We start from the raw sequence: 22,555 nt of genomic DNA on the forward strand, positions 1-22,555 counted from the left end.
GGACCGCCCGCCTTCACCACGCTCGGGAGCATCCGGACGCCGGTACGGCGAGGGGTGAGGCGGGCGGATCGGCGCCGATGAACGGTGCCCGGCCCGGGAACGATCCCGGCGCTAGCCGCAGCAGCCGCCTCCGCAGCAGCCACCGCCGCCACCACCGGCGGCGGGGCGGGGAGCGGAGGCGCCGGATCCGCCCGTGACGGCGACCGTGGACAGCAGCTTGACGGTGTCGTCGTGGCCCTGCGGGCAGAGCGCGGGGTCACCGGAGCGAGCCATCGGGCGGGAGAGTTCGAAGGTCGATCCACAGGAACGGCAGCGGAAGTCATAGCGCGGCATGAACACAGGTTACTCAGCCGGAAGCGATGAAGGCACGGCCGGGCTCACTCGGCCGAAGCCGGTCGAAGCCGATGGCGCCAATGAAGCCGACGGAACCGGCGGAGCCGATGGAGCCGATGACGTCGGCCCGGCCGGGACATCGGGACCGGTCCGGCCGGGACGGCGGCGCGCTTCCCGGTCGGGGTGACAGGAGGCAGGCCGGCCGCCGGGGCGCTCAGGCGAAGACGATGGAGGCGTAGTCGGCCACCGGGCGATAGCCGATCGCTTGGTAGATCGCGTTGGACGTGGGGTTGGACAGGTCGGTGAAGAGCAGCACCTCGGTGGCGCCCTCCGACCGCACCTTGGCCGTGACGGCGTGGGTCACGGCGGTGCCGTACCCCTTTCCTCGTTCCTCGGGCGGTGTGTAGACCGGGCCGACCCGCGACATGCCGGCGATCGGCGCCGAGGCTCCCGCGCAGGCCACGGAGCGCCCGTCCACCTCCCACAGGACCAGTTCGTGTCTGCCGATCCGGCTGGCGATCAGCGGGGTGAGGTCCGGGGGAGCGTGGCCCCCCGCGTCGATCTGGAAGGCGGTGGTCCACTCGACCAGCAGTTCGAGGTCCTCGCCACTCGCCGTACGGGCGCCCCCCTCGGGGAGGTGGGACGGCGGCACGAGCGAGCCGAGGCGGTAGAGACGCTCGCTGCGGCGCTCTAGCCCCGGCCGCCACCAGGCGGCCGCGAACGTCTCGGCGAGGACCAGGGGGCCCGTGACGGCGGGGACCTTCCGCTCGGCCTCGATGAGCACGGCGGCCAGCTCGCGTACGGCCTCCTCGGGCATGTCGGCCAGCAGCAGGGGGTGGGACGCCGTCTGCAGGGCCGAGGCCACGGTCTCGCCGTCCCGCTCGGCCCATCCCATGAGCACGTCGTCCCCCCACAGACCGCCACGGATCGCCCGCAGGATCGTGATCAGCACCGTGTTGCGCACCGGGTCGCGCAGCAACCATGCTTCCGCCGCCCCGGCGTACACCTCGGGATTGGAGGTGAAAGTCCACTTCATGCACTGATTGTGCAGACATGGACCGCGCCGGGGCGAACGGACATCACACCGCCACGGACGCCGTGACGCTCAGGCGGCGCTCTCCTCGAGGTAGGGCGCCCACTGGGGGTCTCCGATGTTGTGCGCGCCGATCAGACGCCAGTGGACGCCCCGTGGCACCACGGGGGCGACGCTCAGCGTCCAGCCCAGCTCCTCCAGCATCCGGTCCGCCTTGCGGTGGTTGCAGGGCGTACAGGAGGCCACGCAGTTCTCCCAGGTGTGGGTGCCCCCTCTCGACCGCGGGATCACGTGGTCGATGGTCTCGGCCCGCTGGCCGCAGTAGGCGCAGCGGTAGTCGTCCCGGCGCATCAGAGCGGTCCGCGTCAGCGGGATCCGCGACCGATAGGGGATGCGGACGTATCGGCGCAGTCTGATCACCGACGGCACGTCGAGCGTACGGCTCGCCGAACGGAGCACGGCGCCCCGCCCGTCGCGGTGCACGACGTCCGCCTTCTCCCTCAGCACCAGCACGACGGCCCGGTGCAGGGAGAGAGTGGTCAGGGGTTCGTAGGTTGCGTTCAGCAGCAGGACTTGGCGCATCAGCGTGCCTTCCCCGCCGCGCGACGCGTCTCGTGAGGGGGCACGCAGGCGCGTACCCCGGTTGGCGGCCCCTCCTGGGGCCCGGATGCTTCCGTCACAGGGACCTCCGCCGGACGGCCCAGCGGATGGTCACCACGGCACCGTCCTCCACCAAGTTTGGCTTCTGCATCGTCGTTCCCGCCACCCATAAATAACTGGAGAGACGCCTGGTACGTTTTATGCCCGCATTACCAGTTTTTAACTCCTCGATTCGAAGATCGACTACGCCGCCCGCGCAATGGCTCCGTGCGGTCCCCACGACGTCGTAGTGTTCCTGGCATGAGCCCACTGCCATACCCACCAGCCAGCCGTGACAACCTCGTCGAAGAGCTCCACGGCGTCCCCGTCGCCGACCCCTACCGGTGGCTCGAGAGCTCCGACGATCCGGCGACGAAGGAGTGGCTGACGGCGCAGGAGGAGCTGTTCTCCACCGAGCTGGGGGCGCTCGCCGGCCGCGACGGGTTCAGGGCGCGGATCGCCGAGCTGCTCAGGTCGGGCTCGGTCGGCGCGCCGGTCTGGCGCGGGGAGCGGCAGCTGTTCATGCGGCGCACCCCGGAGCAGGAGCACGCGGTGCTCTACACGGTCGACCCCGACGGCACCGAGCGCGCGTTGCTGGACCCGATGAGGCTCGACTCGACCGGGCTGACCACGCTCGACTCCTGGCAGCCCGACAAGGAGGGCAGGCTGCTCGCCTACCAGATCTCGGTCGGCGGCGACGAGGAGTCCAGCCTCTACCTGATGGACATCGCCTCCGGCATCCGGATCGAGGGGCCGATCGACCGGTGCCGCTACTCCCCCGTGGCGTGGCTGCCCGGCGGGGAGGCCTTCTACTACGTGCGCAGGCTGCCCTCGACCGAGGTGCCCGAGGGCGAGGAGCAGTTCCACCGCAGGGTCTACCTGCACCGGGTTGGCACCTCCTCCGAGGAGGACGTGCTGATCTTCGGTGACGGCCTGGAGAAGACCAACTACTACGGCGTCGCGGTCTCCCGCGACGGCCGCTGGCTGCAGATCTCCGCCTCCCGGGGAACGGCGCCGCGCAACGACCTGTGGGTGGCCGACCTGACGGCCTCCTCCCCCGACTCCCCGGAGCTGGTCGTCGTCCAGGAGGGCGTGGACGCCCAGACGGCCGCGCACTTCGGCCGTGACGGCAGGCTGTACATCTTCACCGACCTCGACGCCTCCCGCGCGCGGATCTGTGTGACGGACCCGTCGGCCCCCCGCTCCGAGCACTGGCGCGACCTGATCCCCCAGGACCCGGAGGCCGTGCTGACGGACTTCGCGATCCTCGACGACCTGGACCGGCCGGTCATGCTCGTCGGCTGGACCCGGCACGCGATCAGCGAGATCTCCGTCCACGACCTGGTCACCGGCGAGCGGGTGGGCGAGGTGCCCACGCCGGGTCTCGGCACGATCGGCGGCATCGTCGAGCGCCCCGAAGGCGGCCACGAGGCCTGGTTCGGCTACACCGACAACACCACCCCGCCGACCATCCAGCGCTACGACGCCCGCACCGGCGAGACGACCCTGTGGGCCGCCTCCCCCGGCGCCGTCGAGGTGCCCGCCGTGGACACCCGGCAGGTGACCTACCGCTCGGCCGACGGCAGCGAGGTCCACATGCTGGTGATCTCCAAGCCCGGCGCCGAGGGCCCGCGTCCCACCGTCCTGTACGGCTACGGCGGCTTCGGCATCTCGATGACCCCGGGTTACTCGGCGTCGATCCTGACCTGGGTGGAGGCGGGCGGCACCTACGCCATCGCCCAGTTGCGCGGCGGCGGCGAGCAGGGCGAGGAGTGGCACCGCGCGGGGATGCTCGCCAACAAGCAGAACGTCTTCGACGACCTGCACGCGGCGGCCGAGCACCTGATCGCCACCGGTGTGACCACCCCCTCCCAGCTGGCCATCTCCGGCGGCTCGAACGGCGGCCTGCTGGTCGGCGCGGCCCTCACCCAGCGTCCCGAGCTGTACGCCGCGGTGGTCTGCTCGGCCCCCCTGCTGGACATGATCCGATACGAGCTGTTCGGCCTGGGCGCCACCTGGAACGTCGAGTACGGCTCGGCCGAGAAGCCCGAGGAGTTCGCCTGGCTGCGCTCCTACTCGCCCTACCACCACGTCCGCGAGGGGGTGTCCTACCCGGCGACGCTGTTCACCGTCTTCCAGTCGGACACCCGCGTCCACCCGCTGCACGCCTGGAAGATGTGCGCGGCGCTGCAGTACGCGCAGGCCTCGGAGCGGCCGATCCTGCTGCGCAACGAGGTCGAGGCCGGCCACGGCGCCCGCGCGGTGAGCAAGACCGTCGAGCTCGCCGCCGACCAGCTCGTCTTCCTCGCCCACCACACCGGCCTGACCGCCTGACGGGCCGCGCCCGGCGGCGCCCCGCGGCCCCGCCCGAGATCGCCGCTCGGGCCGGTGCCGCGGCCGGCGCCCCGCTCGGTCCGGTCGGTCCGGTCGGTGCCGTGGCCGGCGTCCCGGTCGGCGCCTCGGTCAGCGCGGGAAGACGATGGTCTTGTGACCGTCGAGCAGGACGCGCTGCTCGGTGTGCCACCGTACGGCGCGGGCCAGGGCCTGGCACTCGACGTCACGGCCGATGGCCGCCAGGTCCTCCGCGGTGTGGGTGTGGTTGACCCGGGCGACCTCCTGCTCGATGATCGGGCCCTCGTCGAGGTCCGCGGTCACGTAGTGAGCGGTCGCCCCGATCAGCTTCACCCCGCGCGAGTGGGCCTGGTGGTACGGCTTGGCCCCCTTGAACGACGGCAGGAACGAGTGATGGATGTTGATCACGTTCCCGGCCAGCTTGGTGCAGAGGTCCTCCGACAGCACCTGCATGTAGCGGGCGAGCACCACCAGGTCGGCCTGGTAGTGGTCGACCAGGGCGAGGATCTCGGCCTCCTGCCTGGGCTTGGTCTCGCGGGTGACCGGCAGGTGGTGATAGTCGATGCCGTACGACTGGGTCAGCGGGCGCAGGTCGGGGTGGTTGGAGACCACCGCGACGATGTCGATGTCGAGCAGCCCCGAGCGCGTCCGGTAGAGCAGGTCGTTGAGGCAGTGGCCGAACTTGCTGACCATCACCAGCACGCGCGGCTTCACCGCGACGTCGCGCAGCTTGAAGTCCATGCCGAGGTCGGGGACGAGCGCGGCGAAGGCCTCGCGGAGCTCGGCGTCCGGCAGCGACGAGGAGAACTGCACCCGCATGAAGAACCGCTGGGAGACGGGGTCTCCGAACTGCTGGCTCTCGATGATGTTGCAGCCCCGCCGGGCCAGGAGGCCGGAGACCGCGGCCACCACACCGGGCCGGTCCGGACAGGACAACGTCAACACGAACTGGGCCTCGGAGCTCATACGGTCTCCTCGCTCAGCCGCGCGTAGCCCGCGCCGGGCTTTCTGACTCGCTCGTTCATGCCTTCACCCTCGAAGAGGTCGGATCATACGGTGCCTTCACACCGACCTCGGCAGAGTACAGGGAGTCACCTACCTCCACCTGCACCGTGTCCGTGACGAGGTTACCGGCCGCGTCCACGGCGGGGGCGGCGACGAGGCCCAGGGCGACCGCGCGGCCGAGCGTGGGACCGTGGGCGGCGGAGGTGACGTGACCCACCGCGACGCCGCCGGCGAGCAGCGTCTCCCCGCCCCACAGCCGCGCCGCGGGATCGTCCAGGACGATCGAGACGACGCGGCGGGCGGGCGTTCCGAAGGCGGCTCCGGCTCCGCGGAAGGAGGCGTCCCGGCGGCAGGCGGACCGCAGGCCCGCCTCGGCGGGGGTGACGTCGGGGCCCAGCTCGCGCCCCCAGGACCGGTATCCCTTCTCCAGGCGCATGGCCTCGATGGCGTGGTGGCCCGCCTGGGTGACGTCACCGGCGGCGAGCAGCGTCTCGTAGACGGTGACCGCGAACTCGGCGGGAACGTACAGCTCCCAGCCCAGCTCGCCCACGCGGGTGAGGCGGGTCGCGCGGACCGTGGCGTGGCCGATGTCCACCGTGCGGGACGTGCCGAGCTCGAACGCCGAGAAGTCGGTCCTGGAGACGCGGCTCAGGAGCTCGCGTGATTTCGGGCCCATGACGCCGAAGACCGCGTGGGCGCCGGTGACGTCGACCAGCACCGCCCTGCCGCCGCCGATCCCCCGGGAGATCACGTCGAAGTCGCGCACGCCCTGCGCCGCCCCGGTGACGATCAGGTACTCGTCCCGCGCCACCCGGGTCACGGTCAGGTCCGACTCGTATCCTCCCCGGTCGTTGAGCATCCCGGTGCGGACGCACCGTCCCGGCTCGACGTCCACCTCCGCCGCGCAGAGCCACCGGAGCACCTCGCAGGCGTCCGGCCCCTTCAGCGTGAACTTCGACAGCGACGTCTGGTCGAACAGCGCGGCCCCTTCACGGCAGGCCCGCACCTCGGCGTCGACGAACGGCTGCCAGGCGGGATGTCCGAAGGTGTACGGCACCGCCGGCCCGAAGTAGTTGACCCGTTCCCACCCCATCGCGGTCCCGAAGCGGGCGCCCGCGTCACGGAGCAGGTGGTGGACCGGGGAGCGGCGCAGCGGCCTGGCGGTCTCCGGCTCCCGGTCGGGCCAGGCCATGGCGTAGTGCAGGCCGAGGGTCTCCTTGACCCGGTCGTGCAGCCAGGTGTCGTTGCCCGCCCACGGGGCGAAACGGCGCAGGTCGGCGGCCCACAGGTCGCGGGTCGGCTCGCCGTTGACGATCCACTCGGCCAGGGCCATGCCCGCGCCGCCCGCCGAGGCGATCCCCGCGGAGTTGAACCCGGCGGCGACGTGGAAGCCGCGCAGCTCAGGGGCCTCACCGAGGAGGAACATGTTGTCGGGGGTGAAGCTCTCCGGGCCGTTGTAGAACATCCGGATCCCGGCGTCGTCCAGGGCGGGAACGCGGTGGACGGCGTTCTCCATGAGGATGGCGAACTGGTCCCAGTCCTCCTTCAGGAGCTGGAACTCGAACGGCTCGGGGATGCCGTCCATGCCCCACGGCTTGGCGTCGGGTTCGAAGCCGCCGACGGCGAGGCCGCCGACCTCCTCCTTGTAGTAGGTGTAGCCGTCGGGGTCGCGCAGTACCGGCAGGTCCGGGTGCACTCCGGCGATCGGGTCGGTGACGACGTAGTAGTGCTCGGCGGAGTGCAACGGCACGGTCACCCCGGCGAGCCGGCCGACGGCCTTGGCCCACTGTCCGGCGCAGTTGACGACCACCTCGGTCTCGATGTCGCCCTCGGTGGTCCGCACCTCGGTGACCCGGCCCTCCAGCGTCGAGAAACCGGTGACCTTGACCCGTTCCAGCACCTGGACGCCGCGTCGCCGGGCGCCCCGGGCGAGCGCCTGGGTCAGGTCGGAGGGGTTGGCCTTGCCGTCGCCGGGCAGCCAGACGGCGCCGACGAGGTCGTCGGTGCGCATGGCGGGCCAGAGCTCGCCCGCCTCCCGGACGGAGATGAGCTCGCACTCGACGCCGAAGCTCCGTGCGGCGGCCGCGGTACGTCTGAGCTGGGCCATCCGCTCGGCGGTGCGGGCGACGCCGAGGCTGCCGCACTGTTTCCAGCCGGTGCCGAAGCCGGTCTCCCGCTCCAGGCGGGCGTACAGCTCGGTGCTGTGGCGGATCAGCCGGGTCATGCTCCCGGTGCTGCGCAGCTGGCCGACCAGCCCGGCGGCGTGCCAGGTGGTGCCGCAGGACAGCTGTCCCTGTTCGAGCAGCACGACGTCGGTCCAGCCGAGCTCGGCCAGGTGGTAGGCGACGCTGCAGCCGACGATGCCTCCGCCGACGACGACCACCCGGGCGCGCGAGGGGAGCGTTCCGTTCACCGGGTGTTCACTCCATGAGGGGTTGAGCGGTCTGTCATGAGATGCTCCTCAGCCGGTTCTGTCCCGGCCAGCTGCGCACGCCGCGCAGCAGGGTGATGAACGCCTGCTCGGCCGGGCCCAGCAGGCGGTCCCTGCGGTGGGCGAGCACGATCGGCCGGGGCTGGGGGGCGGGGACGACCTCCAGCGCGGCCAGCCGCCCGTCGGCGAGCTCGCGTTCGACGCAGTGCTCGGAGACCAGGGAGACGCCGAGCCCGGCGGCGGTCGCCTGCTTGATCGTCTCGGGCCCCCAGATCTCGGTACGGCGGGCCTCCTCCAGCGCCCACGTCTCCAGGGCCTGCTCCTGGAGCTCCCTGGTGGAGGAACCGGGTTCGCGGAGCAGGAAGCGCTCCCCGGCCAGTTCGGCGGGCTTGGCCGTACCCGCGCGGGCGAGGCGGTGTCCCGGCTCGGTGATGAGCACGAGACGGTCCTGGAGGATCGGCTCGCTGACCAGCTGGGCGGCGCCGGGCTCGCCCGCGAGGACGGCGACGCCGATCTCCCCGTCGACGAGCTGCTTTTCGACCTGCTGGCCGTTGCCCACGTAGATGCCGACCTCGATGCCGGGGTGCTGGTCGCGGAAGGCGGCCAGCAGCGGGGGCAGCAGGTAGGTGCCGACCGTGGTCGTGCCGCCCGCGACCAGGGTGCCGGTGTGCAGGCCGGAGACCTGGCGGATCGCGGTGACCGCCTCGTCGGCGAGGAGGAAGACGCGCTTGGCGTAGGCCAGCATGACCTCGCCCTCGGGGGTGAGCCGGATGCGGGCGCCGCTGCGGTCGATGAGAGTGGCCCGCAGCGACTGCTCAAGCTGCCTGACCTGGTGGGAAACCGATGGCTGGCTCAGGTAGAGCTTCTGCGCGGCGGCCGAGAAGCCCCCGCACTCCACGACGGTCATGAAAATCCACAGGCGATGCAGGTTGAGCTGCAACGTCGTCCCTCCTCACCCCGGCGACGGGGCTTGTCACACGCCGCGGGCGGCGTCTATCGACTCGCGGAGCGCCTGCTCGAGCCGCTCCAGCCGGTGCCAGGGGATCTCGCCCATCGTGCAGATGCGGAAGAAGTCGGCGGAGAGCCGTCCTTGACCGGCGTAGATAACGTAGCCACGCTTCTTCAGCTCGTCGTGAAGGGCGGCGTACGTGACGTTGTCCGGAAGATGAATCATTGTGACGGTATTTGAACGGAAAGGTTCATCAACGAGCACTTTCAAGCCCAGTCGCTCGAACTGGCCGCGCACCAGCGCCGCGCGCTCGCGGTAGAGCTTGGTCCTGGCCGCGAAGCCGCCGCCCTCCTCGAACTCGGCGATGGCCTCGTCCAGGGCGTAGCAGACCTGCACCGCCGGGGTGAACGGCACGTCGCCCTTGCGCTGGCCCTGCAGATAGCCGGCCGCGTTCAGGTAGAGCGACCGGACCGGGACCTCGGTGATCCGCCGCAGGGACCTCTCGCCGCACAGGATGAACGACATGCCCGGCTGGCCGTGCAGGCCCTTGTTCGCGGTGCCGCAGATGACGTCGCCCGCGACCTCGGCCAGGTCCTGGTCCTCGATCGCGGTGCCGCTGATGGCGTCGATCACGAACAGGGCGTCGGTGCCGGACACGATCTCGCCGATCTCCTTGATCGGGTTGATCAGGCCGGTGGTGGTCTCGTGGTGGACACAGACGACCGCGTCCACGTCGTCGTGCTCGGCCAGCACGGCGCGGACGGCCTCGGGGTCGGCGGGGACCGTCCACTCGCCGCGGACCTCGTGGACCGGGATGCCGTGCGCGGTGGCGATCTTGATCATGCGCTCGCCGTAGACGCCGTTGTTCACCACGAGCACGGAGCGCCCCTCGCGCACCGAGCTGATCACCGCCATCTCCATGGCGGCGGTCCCCGAGCCGGTGACCAGCAGCGCCTCGTGGGTGCCGGCCAGGTTCAGGCAGCGCGGCAGGGCCTCGCGGATCCGGAACAGGAGCTCGGTGAACTCCGGCTCGCGATGGCACAGGTCTCCGCGCAGCAGGGCGTCCTTGACGCGTCGCGAGGTACACGCCGGTCCGGGGTTCAGCAGAATGAGCTCTTCGTCCATCATCCACTCGATCTTTGGGTAGGCATGTCCGTATCGGTGCACTGCGGACGCTACCGGGGGAGCCCGAACGAGGGCAGCCGTCATTCGCCTATGGACCCCATAGCCGAACCGGCCTTGCTGTTCATCGTCCATTAAACGGGGATGTGGGAGCGTGAGCCTGATCGCCCTGACGTCACTCGCCGGGCTGTTCTCGGTCGTGACCGGGATCAACGACGGCGGTGCGCTGCTGGCGACCGGTCTGAAGATCCCCAGCGTCCGGCCGCTGACCGGCCTCGCCCTGCTGATGGCCTCGGTCGCGCTGGTCCCCCTGGCGACCTACCGGGTCGCGGTGACCTTCACCACCCGGCTGGTGAACCTGGACAGTCCCGGCGGCCAGGCCGCCACGGCCGTCGCCGTGCTGTGCGCCCTGGCCGTCGTCGCCTTTCTCGGCAACCGGGGACGGCCGACCAGCCTGACCCTCGCCGTCGTGGGCGCGCTGACCGGCGCGGGACTGGGCTGGGGGGTGCCGGTTTCGGCGGACGCGGTGCTGTTCGTGCTCGTGGTCGCACTGGCGGCGCCGTTCGTCGGGGGGCTGCTCGCCGTACTGGTGCGTCATCCGCTCACGCTGCTGGCGGGCGGCCGCGGGCTGCGGCAGTGGCACCGGGCCGGGTTCGCCCTGCAGTGCCTGGCCTACGCGGCCAACGACGGCCAGAAGATGCTGGCGGTCTTCATGCTGGCCCTCGGTTTCGAGGGGGCCCCGCCGTCCGTCTGCCTGGTCGTGGCGGCCCTGTTCGGCGCCGGCGCCCTGTACGGCCTGCCGCGCGCGGGCCGCGCGCTGAGCAGGGAGATCATCGCCTCCCGTCCCCTGCACGGGGTGACCGCGGAGCTGGCCACCGGCACCGCGGTGATCGGCTGCGCCGCGATCGGCGCGCCGGTGAGCATGACCCAGACGATCGCGGGCGCGCTGGTCGGGGCCGGGGTCGCCGACGGCGCCGGGCGGGTGCGCTGGCACGCCGCCGCGAAGATCGTTCTGGCCTGGACGCTGACGCTGCCGGTGAGCGGGCTGCTCGCGGCGGCCGTGGCGCTCATCGTCCGAGGGGTGATCGCGTGAAGCGGCTGCGGCGGGTGCGGGACCTGATGACCGGGCGCATGGACGGCGCGCTCACCCGGGCCCTGATCGGACAGCTGGAGGCGACCAAGGAGGGCGCCTGGCTGGCCATGGCCATGATCGGCGGCGACACGGGACGCACCGACGCCCACGCGCGGATGCGCGCCGTCGAGCATCGCGGCGACACCGAACGCGCCCGGCTGATCGAGGAGCTGTCCGGCTCCCTGGTGACGCCGATCGACCGGGAGGACCTGTTCCGCCTGTCGCGTTCGATCGACGACGTGCTCGACTCCCTGCGCGACTTCGTCCGCGAATCGCACCTGTACCGCGTCGCCGACCAGCGGCGCTTCGTCCCCATGCTCGACCAGGCGATCGTCGGCATCGAGGCCCTGGAGACCGCGGTCGGCGACCTGACCTCCCGCCCCTCGGCCGCCGCCGGGGACGCCCTGGAGGCCAAGAAGGCGGCCGGGACCCTGCGTCGCATGTACCAGTACGAGATCGCCCGCATCTTCTCCGGCGAGATCAGCTCCGAGGCCATGAAGGAGCACGCGCTGGTCCGCCGCCTGGAGATCGTCGGAATGGCGATCGGCGAGGCCGCGGACGCGATAGCCGACGGCACGATGAAACGCTGACGCCGGCCTCCCAGGAGACCGGCGCCCCGCGAGGTGGACGCGGGGCGGGCCGTACCGGAGACGTCCGGTACGGCCCGCGGAACAACGGAGGGCGGTGAGGGGTCAGGAGACGCGCAGGTCGTCGATGGCCCAGTACCAGTTGTTGCTGGCGTCGTAGTAGCGGAAGCGGACGGTCATGGTGGCGGCGCCCGAGGGGACGGCGACCGAGACGGACTCGGCCTGGGAGACGGTGTCGGCGGTGTAGCTCTTCACGACCGTGGCCGGGCCGCCGTCGAAGGAGACCAGGACCTGCGCCTTCTGGGTGCCCTCCTGGCGGTAGTGGGTGGCGTAGTCGATCTTCGCCGTGGTACGGCCCGCGACGGAGTACGGCGCGCTGACGAGGGTGGAGTCGAAGGTGCCCGAGCCATGGGAGGCGTCGTCCCACTCGTCGGAGTCGGCGACGGCGAACACGCCCCGGCCCCTGACGAACAGCTCACGCCACTGGTCGCGCTGGGCGCGGGACCAGAACTCGTCGGTCGTGAACGACCAGCCGCGCCACTCCTCGACACCGCCGGAGGGCATGCTCGTGTTGTTCACCGCCCAGCCGGTCGGCGGGGTGTGGGTGAAGCCCTGGACCGTGGCCGGGATGCCGGTCTCCCCGACCCGCGTGCCGAGGGTGAGGCCGTCGAAGGGGTCGGTGGCGCGCACCGCGACGGACTTGCCGTCCAGGCCCGCGGGGAGCGGGAGGTGGAGCTGGGCGAAGGCCGTGGCGGCCACGTCGACCAGGCGGGTGTCCGAGGGGGTGGCGCCGGCGGCGATGCCGGGACCGGAGGCGAGGACGAAGGTGCGCCGCTCCTCGATGGTCGAGCCGCCGTGGCCGCCCGCGTCGGTGTGGCCGTGGTCGGTGGCGACGATCACGGTCCACCGCTCGCTCGCGTAGGTGGGACGCGCCTTGATCGCGTTGACGAGGCGGCCGACCTGCCCGTCGATGGTGCCGATCGCGTTGAGGTAGGCCTGGCTGCCCGCGCCGCTGTTGTGCCCGGCGATGTCGATGTTGCCCAGGTAGACGAAGGCGGCGTCCGGGTTGCGGTCGCGGAGCACCTGCTCGGAGACCTGGGTGAGCCGCTCGTCCTCGGCGGGGTATCCGGCGGTGTCGCCGTCGAGGACGATCCGCGCGTCGATGGCGGTGCCGAAGGTCCCCTGGTCGCCGAGTGGCTTCCAGTCCACGGCCGCGTAGGTGGAAAGGGCCGGGTTGGTCCCCTCGATGCGGCTGAGGAAGTCGGGGTAGAGGTCGTAGCGCTTGCCGGTGAAGTTGTTGTCCTTCACCTTGTGCTTGTCGGGCCACACGCCGGTGGCGATCGTGGACCAGCCGGGGCCGCTGGAGGTGGCGGCCATGGGGTTGGTGTAGAGCAGGCTGGCGCCGAAGGTCCCGCCCGCGATCAGGGCGTCGAGGTTAGGCGCGGCGGCGGGGGCGATACGGTCGTACCGCAGGCCGTCAAGGCCGATGACCAGGACCTTGTCGGCGCTGGTACCGTTCGGGACGTTGGGGACGGGGAGCGGGGCGGCCAGGGTCGCCTTGGTGTTCAGGACCTTCTCGGGGGCGGGCTTGGGGGTGGCCGCCTGAACCGCCGGGCTGCTCGGCTCCGCCAGGGCCGCCGTCGCCGGGACCAGGATCACGGCCATCGCCGCCGTCGCCGCCACCGCGTTGCGTAAGCGCATGAACATCCTCCTCGCTGGGGCCGGGAACTCCGGCTCTGCGCGAGGATCTCCGGCACGGGTGATCACGCAAAGGCCGACAGGTTAACAACGGCTTCGCGGATAATCGCGTTTTTCAATTGCCGCCATAGGCGTATCGAATAAACAGACGGTGATAACGTCCGGGGTTTATGACCGACCCTCAGGTGAGTGACCGCCCCGCCGCCAGAGTCATCTGCGTGACGGACGAAGGACGGGTACTGCTGATGCACTGGCGCGACCCGGTCAGCGGCAGAACCCTGTGGGAGCCGCCGGGCGGCGGGATCGACCCGGGCGAGACGCCGCTGGAGGCCGCGCGGCGGGAGCTGACCGAGGAGACCGGCCTGCCCGGCGAGGCGGTTGCCGACCGGTGGCTGCCGGTGCCCCGGGAGTTCGACTGGCTCGGCGTCCACTACGCCAAGACCGAGCGGTTCTACCTGGCCAGGTTCGACGGCACTCCCCGGGTGGAGCCCGGGGCGTTCACCGAGGAGGAGAACGACACCTACCTGGGGTTCGGGTGGTTCTCCCCCGCCGAGATGGCCGAACTTCCCGACGCGCTGGAGCCCCCCGGCCTGCCGGAGATCGTCTCCCGGATCATCCTGCCGGGGTGATCCGTCCGCTCGCCGGGACCGCGTCCGTTTCTTCCCCTGTCGATAAATAACGACACAAATCGACCAAATCCAATAAAACGCCTTTCTCCCCCAACAAGGGGTCATACGGCATGCTCGGCGCACAGGCCCCCGACGCCTGCCGCGACTGAGCGCCTCGCGGCCGGAGAGCGGGATCCGAAGAGCGGGATCCGAAGAGCGGGATCCGGAGAGCGGGCGGGGCCCGGCCGGCTCATCCCGCGGAGGGGACCACGCTGGCGCCCAGACGCCTGAGGGTGTGTCCCATGAGGGACCTCCCTCCCGGCAGGTCCGCCAGGCCGAACAGGCGGTTGCGCAGGGCGATCCGCCACGCCTCGCGCGGAACCGTCCAGTCGGCGGTGCTTCTTCCGGCCGCCTGCTTGCGCAGGACGAAGGGGCGCATCCGCCGTTCGTAGCGCTCCAGAGCGGACTCGACGTCCGCCCCGAGCAGTTCGGTGGCCAGCGTGTGGGCCCCGCCCATCGCCATCGAGGATCCCTGGCCCGCCATGAGCGAGACCGCGTGGGCGGCGTCGCCGAGCAGCGTGACCCGGCCCTTGCTCCAGGTGGACATGCGGATCTGGGCGACGTAGTCGTAGTAGGGATCCTCCGGGCAGTGTTCGAGCATCCTGTCGATCAGAGGGCCCAGTCCCCGGTAGGCGTCCAGCACCTGTGCCCGGGAGTCGGCGGGCAGCGTCAAGGCCGGACATCGGTGGATGAGCGAGGCGGCCAGGCCCCCCTTCCCCGCCGGATAGAACCCCGCCTGCCGGTCGGGCACGCCCACCAGGACGAACCTCCTGCCGATCTCCTCGGCGAGTTCCTGATCCTCGAACAGGAACGACGCGGTGTGATAGCCCAGCGAGCGCAGGAACGACTCCTCGGGGCCGAAGACCAGCCGCCGGACCGTGGAGTGGATGCCGTCGGCGCCCACCAGGAGGTCCACTCTGTGGACGGTGCCGTCGGTCAGCTCGACGTCCACCCCCGAGGGGACGTCACGGACGGTCTCGACGCCGATGCCGTACCGGATCGGGACGTCATGGCGCAGCGCCGAGCGCAGGACCGTCTCCAGGTCGCCGCGCATGACACTCAGCACCCGGCCGCCGAGCATCTCCTGGAAGGAGGCGTACCGCAGGCCGCCGACCCGCCTGCCGTACCCGTCGGCGTAGACCAGCTCGGTGATGTCGGCGGCGACCCGGCGCAACTCGTCGAGGATGCCCATCCGCTCGGCCACGTCGTAGCCCGAACCGAAGAAGTCCATCATGTAACCGTCGGAACGCGGGCCCGCCGCCTTCTCGACGACGGTCACCTCGGCGCCCGTGCGCCGCAGCCACCACGCCAGCGTGAGACCGGCTATTCCGGCACCACAGATCACGACCTTCATCGGAGCTCCGTTCCGGAGGCGAACAGCCCGTCCCGGTAGATGGCCAGCACCTCGTCGGCCCAGCGGGCCGCTCCCTCGGGGCCGAGGGGGTCGACGCCGAGCACGTCGGTCAGCCGGTCCCGCAGGAGCAACAGCATCAGGTCGTTGACCATGACGAAGGCGGCGCGGACCTCCGGGTCGCGCCCCGGCACGAGCACTCCGCGAACGGCCAGGGCGGCGACGGTCGCCCTGCTGGCGGCGAACCAGCGGCGGAACACCTCCGCCCCCGCGGGGTCGCCCGACAGCAGCAACCGGCGCAGATATCGCGGCACGGGCGAGTCGGACGGCAGCTCCCTCAGGAACACCTCGGCGAAGGAAGCGCCGTCCAGGGTGTCGAGCTCACCGTCCGCCGCACGGGAGAACAGGCCGTCGAAGATGGAGGCCACATGGGCGTCCACGACGGCCCGCAGCCGCTCCTTGGTGCCGAAATGGTGAATGACAAGACCGGGTGAGACACCCGCGGCCGAGGAGATCTGCCGCACGGTCACCGAGTCGCTCCCGTGGAGCGCGAACAGCTCCAGGGCGCGGTCCCGGATGACGGCCTTGGCGGTCAGATCATCATGCGCTGAACACATGTTCAGCATATTAAACACTTGTTCAGTTCTGATCAAGTCACTCGGCGCCCGGATCATCAGGAGGCCGCGCTCCGGGGTCACGTACCTCCGCACGGTCAGCGCGTGGCCGCAGAGCCACAGCTGACGTCGTGACACGGGCCCGGCCCGCACCGACGCCGGCGTCAGGCCCTGCCCCGATCCGGGACCCGCGGGACATCACGCGGGACCGCGGTTCAGAGGGAACGGTCGGCGGGGCCGTCGTAGTTGTCGGGGCCCTGCATCGACAGGTCGAGCGGCTGGACCATGTGCGAGTTGGACGAGGCGCGCCAGCCCTTCTCCCGGGTGGCCTCCTCGATGGAGTGGGCGCACAGCGAGAGCGAGCGGCAGACGATGAACAGGGCCTTGAGCTGGAGCGGCTCGTATCCCATGTCCAGGCCGATACAGCCCATGGCGCCGGGGCCGTTGAGCCAGATGCGGCGGCCGAAGACGTCCTCCGTCGCGTCCTCCATCGCGCGGGCGACGGCCACATAACGGCCCGTGACGCCGAGCTCGTCCGACAGGCCGAGCAGGCGGGCCGTACGGGGGTCGCGGATGTGCTGGGCGTGGTGGAATCCGGGCATCCGCTCGCGGCGCTCGCGCATCTCGGCGACGACCTTGGCGGCGGCCTCGGCGTCGCTCAGCCCGTCGCGCACGGCCCGCTCGGCCACGGCCAGGAACAGCTCGGCGGGACGGTCGGCGGTGCCGTGCAGGCGGCCGATGCCGGCGACGCCCGCGGCGACCGCGGAGTTGAGCTCGGCGCCGCCCGAGGTGGCGAAGCGGACCGTGGCCGAGGAGGGCGACATGGCGTGCTCGGCCATGTTCACCATGATCGCCTCGGTCATCCTGCCGACCTCGGGTGTCGGCAGCTCACCCCTGAGCACCAGGTGGAAGTGCTCGCCGAAGGAGATGTTGCCTGTCAGCTCGTTGACGTCGTAGCCGCGGACGACGATGCGGTCCTTGTTCTTCCAGGCGATGGCCGTTTCCCAGGCGAACGGCTTCTTGTCGGTCAACGGGACTTCCTTTCGGGAAAGTAGACGCACGCCGGGTCGAGTTCCTCGCGCAGCAGGCGCAGATCCTCGGGGGCGGGCGGGACGACGGTCGTGAGCGCGGGAGAGAAGGCCGGGGTGAATCCGGTGTTGTCCAGTACGGCCCGCTCGGTGGCGCCGGGCATCAGGGCGGTCACGGTGAGGGCGCAGTCCTCGGCCTCCATGACGCACAGGTCGGTGACGACCTTGACGGCCAGCGGCGGCAGCCCGGCCTCGGCACGGGCTCCCGGCCCCGACAGGAAGCCGGGGCTGGTGACGTAGTCGCAGCGCGGCGGGAAGCGGCGCCGTTCGTGGTCGGTGAGGACGACCACCTGGCGGCAGTGGCTGGCGATGTCGTTGGCGCCGCCGCTGCCGGGCAGCCGGACTCGATCCCCGTTCTCGCGGGGCACCCAGGTGGAGTTGATGTTGCCGTACTCGTCGACCTGGGCCCCGCCGAGGAAACCGGTCCGCACCAGGCCCCGCTGGACCAGGCCGCCCAGCGCCTCGAACAGCGAGCCGTGGCGGGAGGCGCCGTGCATCAGGCGGGGGTCGACCACGGAGACCGGGGTCGGCACGACCCGGGGGAACATCACCCCGGACTCGATGACGAGCTTGGCGCCGGGGGCGTGGGTGCGCTGGGCCAGCGTCGCGGCGAGCAGCGGCAGGCCGGTCCCGACGATCACCAGGTCGCCGTCCCTGATCTGCCGCGCGCCCTCGACCACGAGCAGCTCGCGGGGAAGGGCGGCGAGTGCGCTCATATGAGGCTCCTCATCTGGTCGGCCAGCCGTGCCCTGAGCGAGCCCTGCGGATCACGGACGGCCAGGAAGGCGTCGAAGTCGTCGCCCGCGTGCACGTTCGCGGCGAGCCAGTCACGCAGCTGCGCGTCGCCCGCCCTGCCGAGCGCCTGGTACTCCTTGATCTCCTGCTCGGCGAAGTCGTAGGCGCGGTAGACCGAGGTGGGGAAGGCGCCGAAGGGCTGCTCGACCACGGCGGAGACGTAGGCCTCGGGGATCGTGACCTGTTCCGGCCGGTCGGCGAAGGTGCCCTCGGGAACGATCTCCTCGGCGGAGACGATCGTCACCTTGGCCGCTCTGACCATGTCCACCTCGTGCGAGGTGACGCCTTCGATGACCACGTTTCCCGAGACGTCGGCGCGGTTGGCGTGGATGATCGCCACGTCCGGGACCATCGCCTTCAGCAGGACCACGGGAACCCCGCTCCAGGGGTCCACGTCCTGCTTGGCGTAACCGGCCGCGACCATGTCGGCGAGCAGGTCGGTGCCGAGCAGGCTCCGCGTCGGCAGGTACGGCAGGCCGAGCGCACCGGCCGCGAAGCGGGTGGCCATGGCCAGGTGGCTGTGGTCGCCCACGCCGACCTCGCCGCGCTCGACCGCCCGGCGCCAGGCGAACAGCGTGCCGTACCGCTCCAGGTTGCCGGTGCCCTGCTCGGTCCTGGCCACCAGCCCGGCCGCGACCAGCATGTCCAGCGGCAGCGACAGGTTGCAGCCGACCACGGTCAGCTCGCCGACACCCTGCCGGATCACCTCGTGGACCAGGGCCATCGGGCAGCGGTTGATGTTCTGCCCGCCCATGCCCACGATCGCGCCGGGTGTGACGAAGCGCGCCACGGCCTCGCCCGCGGTGATCACCTTCTCCACCGTCATCGCCTCCCCGCGGCCGGGACCGGCGCCTTCGGGGCGCTCAGTAGGTTATGCACGCGGACTTCCATTCGGTGTAGAAGTCCCAGACCTGCGGAGAGCACTCCGGCGGCCCGAACTGCGACATCTTCGAGCCCATGTGCGGCAGGTGCGCGTAGGCGCCGACGCCGGGCCGGTTGACGTGCAGCATGCCCGCCTCGAACCGTTCGAGCGCCTCGAACGCCCTGGACATGTCCGAGGTGAAGATCGTGCCGCTCATGCCGTACCTGACGGAGTTGGAGATGCGCATCGCGTCGTCGAAGCCGTCGCAGTCGATCACGGAGAGTACCGGGCCGAAGATCTCCTCCTGGGCGATCTCGCTGTCCCACGGCACGTCGCACAGCACGGTCGGCTGGACGTAGCAGCCGTCGGGCACGCCCTCGGTGTGGCGCCCGCCTCCCACGGCGACCTTGGCTCCGCCCTCCTGGGCGGTCCTGATCGCGTCCAGGCAGGCCTTCATCCGGGCCTCACTGACCACCGGGCCGATGTCCGCGCCCGCGTCGGCGCCGATGCCGACCTTGAGCGCCGCGACCCGCTCGACCAGGCGCGCGAGGAACTCCTCCTTGACGCGCACGTCCACGACCACCCGGGAGGTGGCGCTGCAGCGCTGGCCCGACTGGCCGAACGCGCCGAAGACCGTGGCCTGGACCGCCTTGTCGAGGTCGGCGTCGGCCAGGACGAGCACGGCGTTCTTGCCGCCCAGTTCGAGCTGGGTGCGCAGCAGCCGGGGCGCGCCCGCGGTGTGGATCGCCAGGCCGACGGGCAGGGAGCCGGTGAAGCTGATGCCGGTCACGCGCTCGTCGGCGACCAGCGCCTGGCCCGCGGCGACGTCGCCCTGGACGAGGTTGAGCACCCCGGTGGGCAGGCCCGCGTCGGCGAAGGCCTCGGTGAGCAGCGCGCCGCTCAGCGGGGTGAACGGCGACGGCTTGAACACCGCGGTACAGCCGGACAGCAGCGCGGGGGCCACCTTCCACATGGGGATCGCCAGCGGGAAGTTCCACGGTGTGATCAGGCCGACCACGCCGAGCGGGGAGCGGAAGGTGTAGGAGAAGGTCCTCGGCTCCTCCGCCGGGGTGGTCTCGCCGTTCAGCCGCCGGGCCTCGCCCGCGGTGAAGTCGAGGATGGCCAGCGCGCGCCTGACCTCGCCGCGCGCCTCCTTCAGCAGCTTGCCCTGCTCGCGGGTGATCGCCCGGGCGAAGTCCTCCGCACGCTCCTCGATGAGCCGCTCCACGGTCCGCAGGTACTCGGCCCGCTTGATCGGGCCCAGCGCCTTCCAGGCGGGGAACGCCGCCGCGGCGGCCTCGACCGCGAGATCCACGTCGGCTCCGCCCGACTCGGCGAAGTCTCCGACGCGGTCCGCCAGGTCGCCCGGGTTGATGTTGGGCCGGGTCTGCCCGCTCTCCGGCGGGCGCCACTGGCCCCCTATGTGGTTGAGCAGGTAGCGACTCTCCATCGGATTCCTTTCCACCGTGCGGCTGTCAGTGGTCAGCCTCACCGCGCGTGCTCCCGTCTCACAAGGGGGAATTACCCGATGCCTCCGATAGGCAGGGGCTATAGCGCTTTACCTATGGGCTCGATCAACAAATGATGCGTTGGCCAGGTCGCGGCACTGGGTTAGACATTCGGCACACGCGGTTCTCCGTCCGCTAAAGACCCGCTAAATGGTCACCAAATGGCGTTAACCATGAATTCACCTGATCGAAAGAAGCCCTTGGGCCAATCGTCGTCCAGGTAGGACCGACAAACGCCAAGGTTCACTGCGTAAAACTCCCAGAAGGGTACTTTCTATGCGAAACCTCCGCTTGCGGGCGGCATCGGCGACCGTACTGGCCATGCTCTCCCTCAGTGCCTGCGGCGGCACCGCCACGGCCGGTGACTACGACTGGGCCGCCGCCCCCGACGAGTCCAAGATCGCCGCGCAGGGCGCCGACCTTCCCACGTACGGCCTGGCCCCCGACTGGGCCAACTACGGCGAGGTCGTCAAGACCTTCTGCGCCAAGCACGGCGGCACGTGCAAGCACGTCGACACCGACATGTCCTCCGCCGAGGAGATCCAGCGCTTCGACGCGGAGAAGAGCAACCCGGTCGGCACCGCCAGCGACCTCGGCCTGATGTGGGGACCGGTCGCCGAGGCCAAGGGCGTCGTTCCCGCCTACCTGCCGCCGTCGGCGAGCAAGCTCAAGGACTGGCAGAAGGCCAAGAACGGCGGCTGGATCGCCACCTTCGTCGGCGTGCCGTCGTTCGTGGTCAACACCGACAAGGTGACCAACCCGCCGAAGAGCTGGGCCGACCTGCTCAAGCCCGAGTACAAGGGCATGATCGCCACCAAGAACCCGGCCTCCTCCGGCACCGGCCAGGCCATGGTCGTCGCCGCCGCGATCGCCAACGGCGGCTCGGTCGACGACCTGACCCCGGCCTACGACTACTTCAAGAAGCTCAAGGACGCCGGCAACCTCAGCGACGCCAAGATGAGCGAGGAGACCCTGGAGAAGGGCGAGGCCCCGATCCAGATCAACTACGACTTCAACGGCCTGGCCCAGAAGAACGCCCTCAAGGCCAAGAACGTCAACGTGGAAGTGATCATCCCCGGTGACGGCTCCGTCTGGTCCCCCTCGGGACTGATGATCAACAAGTACAACACCGCCAAGGGCGACTTCCTCAAGGGCTTCCTGGACTACACCCTGTCCGACGAGGCCCAGACCCTCTTCGCCAAGTTCGGCGCCCGGCCGATCCGCTCCCTCAACGGAGACCTGCAGCTGCCCGCCGACGCCAAGGCCAACTGGCTGCCGGACGCCGCGTACGCGCCCGTCAAGGAGATCGAGATCACCAAGGTCAACCCCGAGCAGATCGTCGCCGACTGGGAGGCCAAGGTTCTCGCGTGACCCAGCAGACCCCTGAGCCCGTGGCGGGAGGAGCCTTCCTCCCGCCATCGGCGGGTGCCCGCCCGGCCCCCGTCTCAAGGCAGGACGACATCCCCGCTTCCGGCGGGGACACCGGCGTGACGGAGGCGGGCCGCTCGGCGGGCCGGGCGGCGCGCCGTACCTGGAAGGTCCTCGCGAACTGGGCGCCGGCCCTCCCGCTGCTGGCGTTCACGTTCGCGATGCTCGTGCTGCCCGCCACCCGGCTGGTCAACGACACCTTCGCGCTGCGCGGCGGCGGCTACGGCTTCGACCACATCCTGCGGGTGATCGACAACCCGGTGGACCGGCAGGCCGTCGCGGGCTCGCTCGGGCTCGGCGTGGTACAGGCCACGCTCGCGACCGCCATCGGCGCCCCCGCCGCCTGGCTGATCACCCGGATGCGCCTGGGCGGCCGGGCGTTCTGGCTGTCACTGATGAACGTGGCCTCCAACTTCGCGGGCATCGGCCTGGCCTTCGGCTTCGTCGCGCTGATCGGCTCGACCGGCATGCTCACCCTGATCCTCGGCGGCCTGTTCGGGATCGAGAACCCCTTCCCCTCGACCGGCTCGTTCACCGGCATGAACATCGTCTACCTGTACTTCAACGTCCCGATGTTCGTGCTGCTGACCCTGCCCGCGCTGAGCGTGCTCAAGGACGACTGGCAGGAGGCGGCGGCGGTCTGTCACGCGACCCGGTGGCAGTTCTGGCGCCACGTCGGCGTTCCCGTGCTGTCGCCGTTCGTCATCGCCGGATGGCTGCTCGTCTTCACCTGGACCATCGGCGTCTACGCGGTCGCCTACGCGGTCGCGGCCAGCCCCGGCAGCCAGAAGCTGATCACCCTGCAGATCGGCACGACACTGGAGTCCTCGGTGTTCGGCCTGGAACGCGCCGCGGTGCTGTCGGTGCTGCTCATGCTCCTGGCCGTGGGCGCGACCGTGCTCTACCGGCTCTCGCTGAAGCGGGCGCAGCGGTGGCTGTGATCCGAACAAGAAACGGTGC

The 22,555-nt window shown here is 70.8% G+C and carries 20 protein-coding genes; 6 read left to right on the plus strand and 14 right to left on the minus strand.

Going from position 1 to position 22,555, the window contains the following annotated elements; genetic code table 11:
* Window positions 1-111: 111 nt before the first annotated feature.
* From AB0N02_RS32640 to AB0N02_RS32650, 3 genes are all read right to left on the minus strand, one after another.
* Entirely contained in the window at window positions 112-333 is a 222-nt protein-coding gene (locus tag AB0N02_RS32640) for a zinc ribbon domain-containing protein (protein WP_363954260.1), read from the minus strand.
* 214 nt (window positions 334-547) lie between these two features.
* On the minus strand, window positions 548-1,369 hold the full coding sequence (locus AB0N02_RS32645) for a GNAT family N-acetyltransferase (protein ID WP_363954262.1): 822 nt from the start codon (window positions 1,367-1,369) through the stop codon (window positions 548-550).
* Between the two features lie 69 nt (window positions 1,370-1,438).
* Window positions 1,439-1,948 carry an HNH endonuclease gene (locus AB0N02_RS32650; RefSeq protein ID WP_363954264.1) on the minus strand — a complete coding sequence of 170 codons (510 nt, stop codon included), beginning with the start codon at window positions 1,946-1,948 and terminating at the stop codon, window positions 1,439-1,441.
* A gap of 318 nt (window positions 1,949-2,266) precedes the next feature.
* Between AB0N02_RS32650 and AB0N02_RS32655 the strand changes: the two genes are divergently transcribed.
* Window positions 2,267-4,339: a prolyl oligopeptidase family serine peptidase gene (locus AB0N02_RS32655; protein ID WP_363954266.1), complete on the plus strand. Its 2,073-nt coding sequence runs from the start codon at window positions 2,267-2,269 to the stop codon at window positions 4,337-4,339.
* Between the two features lie 129 nt (window positions 4,340-4,468).
* On the opposite strand, the gene purU is transcribed toward AB0N02_RS32655, so the two are convergent.
* Genes purU through AB0N02_RS32675 form a run of 4 tightly spaced genes read right to left on the minus strand, consistent with a single transcriptional unit; the run spans window position 4,469 to window position 9,870 of the window.
* Window positions 4,469-5,323, minus strand: coding sequence for a formyltetrahydrofolate deformylase (gene purU, locus AB0N02_RS32660; protein ID WP_363954268.1), 855 nt, complete (start codon window positions 5,321-5,323; stop codon window positions 4,469-4,471).
* 55 nt (window positions 5,324-5,378) lie between these two features.
* The gene (locus AB0N02_RS32665) at window positions 5,379-7,775 is read right to left on the minus strand and encodes an FAD-dependent oxidoreductase (protein WP_363954270.1); all 2,397 of its coding nucleotides are present in this window, start codon (window positions 7,773-7,775) and stop codon (window positions 5,379-5,381) included.
* A gap of 34 nt (window positions 7,776-7,809) precedes the next feature.
* Window positions 7,810-8,733 carry a LysR family transcriptional regulator gene (locus AB0N02_RS32670; protein WP_363954272.1) on the minus strand — a complete coding sequence of 308 codons (924 nt, stop codon included), beginning with the start codon at window positions 8,731-8,733 and terminating at the stop codon, window positions 7,810-7,812.
* A gap of 33 nt (window positions 8,734-8,766) precedes the next feature.
* Complete coding sequence (locus tag AB0N02_RS32675; RefSeq protein ID WP_363954274.1) at window positions 8,767-9,870, minus strand: aminotransferase class V-fold PLP-dependent enzyme; 1,104 nt, start codon at window positions 9,868-9,870, stop codon at window positions 8,767-8,769.
* Window positions 9,871-10,018: 148 nt separating this feature from the next.
* Here AB0N02_RS32675 and AB0N02_RS32680 point away from each other — a divergent pair, with 148 nt between their 5' ends.
* Both AB0N02_RS32680 and AB0N02_RS32685 read left to right on the plus strand, forming a co-directional pair.
* Complete coding sequence (locus AB0N02_RS32680) at window positions 10,019-10,957, plus strand: inorganic phosphate transporter (protein ID WP_363954276.1); 939 nt, start codon at window positions 10,019-10,021, stop codon at window positions 10,955-10,957.
* Window positions 10,954-11,586 carry a DUF47 family protein gene (locus AB0N02_RS32685; protein WP_363954278.1) on the plus strand — a complete coding sequence of 211 codons (633 nt, stop codon included), beginning with the start codon at window positions 10,954-10,956 and terminating at the stop codon, window positions 11,584-11,586. The genes AB0N02_RS32680 and AB0N02_RS32685 overlap by 4 nt, the downstream gene beginning before the upstream one ends.
* 102 nt (window positions 11,587-11,688) lie before the next feature.
* Here AB0N02_RS32685 and AB0N02_RS32690 read toward each other — a convergent pair whose 3' ends face one another.
* Window positions 11,689-13,284: an alkaline phosphatase family protein gene (locus AB0N02_RS32690; RefSeq protein ID WP_363954280.1), complete on the minus strand. Its 1,596-nt coding sequence runs from the start codon at window positions 13,282-13,284 to the stop codon at window positions 11,689-11,691.
* Window positions 13,285-13,451: 167 nt separating this feature from the next.
* On the opposite strand from AB0N02_RS32690, the gene AB0N02_RS32695 reads away from it, so the two are divergent.
* Window positions 13,452-13,910 (plus strand): NUDIX domain-containing protein, encoded by a 459-nt coding sequence (locus AB0N02_RS32695; protein WP_363954282.1) that lies wholly within the window; start codon window positions 13,452-13,454, stop codon window positions 13,908-13,910.
* 229 nt (window positions 13,911-14,139) lie between these two features.
* On the opposite strand, the gene AB0N02_RS32700 is transcribed toward AB0N02_RS32695, so the two are convergent.
* From AB0N02_RS32700 to AB0N02_RS32725, 6 genes are all read right to left on the minus strand, one after another.
* The gene (locus AB0N02_RS32700) at window positions 14,140-15,303 is read right to left on the minus strand and encodes an FAD-dependent oxidoreductase (RefSeq protein WP_363954284.1); all 1,164 of its coding nucleotides are present in this window, start codon (window positions 15,301-15,303) and stop codon (window positions 14,140-14,142) included.
* A complete protein-coding gene (locus tag AB0N02_RS32705; RefSeq protein ID WP_363954286.1) occupies window positions 15,300-15,917 on the minus strand; it encodes a TetR family transcriptional regulator in 618 nt (205 codons plus the stop codon). The genes AB0N02_RS32700 and AB0N02_RS32705 overlap by 4 nt, the downstream gene beginning before the upstream one ends.
* A gap of 212 nt (window positions 15,918-16,129) precedes the next feature.
* A complete protein-coding gene (locus tag AB0N02_RS32710; RefSeq protein WP_363954288.1) occupies window positions 16,130-16,945 on the minus strand; it encodes a citrate/2-methylcitrate synthase in 816 nt (271 codons plus the stop codon).
* Window positions 16,942-17,718 (minus strand): CoA-transferase, encoded by a 777-nt coding sequence (locus AB0N02_RS32715; protein WP_363954290.1) that lies wholly within the window; start codon window positions 17,716-17,718, stop codon window positions 16,942-16,944. Before AB0N02_RS32715 ends, AB0N02_RS32710 begins: the two co-directional genes overlap by 4 nt.
* A complete protein-coding gene (locus AB0N02_RS32720) occupies window positions 17,715-18,623 on the minus strand; it encodes a CoA-transferase (protein WP_363954292.1) in 909 nt (302 codons plus the stop codon). The genes AB0N02_RS32715 and AB0N02_RS32720 overlap by 4 nt, the downstream gene beginning before the upstream one ends.
* A gap of 37 nt (window positions 18,624-18,660) precedes the next feature.
* A complete protein-coding gene (locus AB0N02_RS32725; protein ID WP_363954294.1) occupies window positions 18,661-20,109 on the minus strand; it encodes an aldehyde dehydrogenase family protein in 1,449 nt (482 codons plus the stop codon).
* Between the two features lie 334 nt (window positions 20,110-20,443).
* Between AB0N02_RS32725 and AB0N02_RS32730 the strand changes: the two genes are divergently transcribed.
* Window positions 20,444-21,538 carry an extracellular solute-binding protein gene (locus AB0N02_RS32730; protein WP_363954296.1) on the plus strand — a complete coding sequence of 365 codons (1,095 nt, stop codon included), beginning with the start codon at window positions 20,444-20,446 and terminating at the stop codon, window positions 21,536-21,538.
* The gene (locus tag AB0N02_RS32735) at window positions 21,535-22,536 is read left to right on the plus strand and encodes an ABC transporter permease subunit (protein WP_363954298.1); all 1,002 of its coding nucleotides are present in this window, start codon (window positions 21,535-21,537) and stop codon (window positions 22,534-22,536) included. The genes AB0N02_RS32730 and AB0N02_RS32735 overlap by 4 nt, the downstream gene beginning before the upstream one ends.
* Window positions 22,537-22,555: the final 19 nt, after the last annotated feature.

Origin of the sequence: Streptosporangium sp. NPDC051022 (genome assembly GCF_040683035.1) — a bacterium.
In the GTDB taxonomy this organism is placed as follows: Bacteria; Actinomycetota; Actinomycetes; order Streptosporangiales; family Streptosporangiaceae; genus Streptosporangium.

Bases quoted from the DNA above. Each gene is read 5' to 3' on its own strand.
- AB0N02_RS32725 (WP_363954294.1), bottom strand. From the start codon at position 20,109: ATGGAGAGTCGCTACCTGCTCAACCACATAGGGGGCCAGTGGCGCCCG.
- AB0N02_RS32730 (WP_363954296.1), top strand. From the start codon at position 20,444: ATGCGAAACCTCCGCTTGCGGGCGGCATCGGCGACCGTACTGGCCATG.
- AB0N02_RS32640 (WP_363954260.1), bottom strand. From the start codon at position 333: ATGCCGCGCTATGACTTCCGCTGCCGTTCCTGTGGATCGACCTTCGAA.
- AB0N02_RS32700 (WP_363954284.1), bottom strand. From the start codon at position 15,303: ATGAAGGTCGTGATCTGTGGTGCCGGAATAGCCGGTCTCACGCTGGCG.
- AB0N02_RS32715 (WP_363954290.1), bottom strand. From the start codon at position 17,718: ATGAGCGCACTCGCCGCCCTTCCCCGCGAGCTGCTCGTGGTCGAGGGC.
- AB0N02_RS32705 (WP_363954286.1), bottom strand. From the start codon at position 15,917: ATGTGTTCAGCGCATGATGATCTGACCGCCAAGGCCGTCATCCGGGAC.
- AB0N02_RS32690 (WP_363954280.1), bottom strand. From the start codon at position 13,284: ATGCGCTTACGCAACGCGGTGGCGGCGACGGCGGCGATGGCCGTGATC.
- AB0N02_RS32720 (WP_363954292.1), bottom strand. From the start codon at position 18,623: ATGACGGTGGAGAAGGTGATCACCGCGGGCGAGGCCGTGGCGCGCTTC.
- AB0N02_RS32645 (WP_363954262.1), bottom strand. From the start codon at position 1,369: ATGAAGTGGACTTTCACCTCCAATCCCGAGGTGTACGCCGGGGCGGCG.
- AB0N02_RS32675 (WP_363954274.1), bottom strand. From the start codon at position 9,870: ATGATGGACGAAGAGCTCATTCTGCTGAACCCCGGACCGGCGTGTACC.
- purU (WP_363954268.1), bottom strand. From the start codon at position 5,323: ATGAGCTCCGAGGCCCAGTTCGTGTTGACGTTGTCCTGTCCGGACCGG.
- AB0N02_RS32650 (WP_363954264.1), bottom strand. From the start codon at position 1,948: ATGCGCCAAGTCCTGCTGCTGAACGCAACCTACGAACCCCTGACCACT.
- AB0N02_RS32655 (WP_363954266.1), top strand. From the start codon at position 2,267: ATGAGCCCACTGCCATACCCACCAGCCAGCCGTGACAACCTCGTCGAA.
- AB0N02_RS32695 (WP_363954282.1), top strand. From the start codon at position 13,452: ATGACCGACCCTCAGGTGAGTGACCGCCCCGCCGCCAGAGTCATCTGC.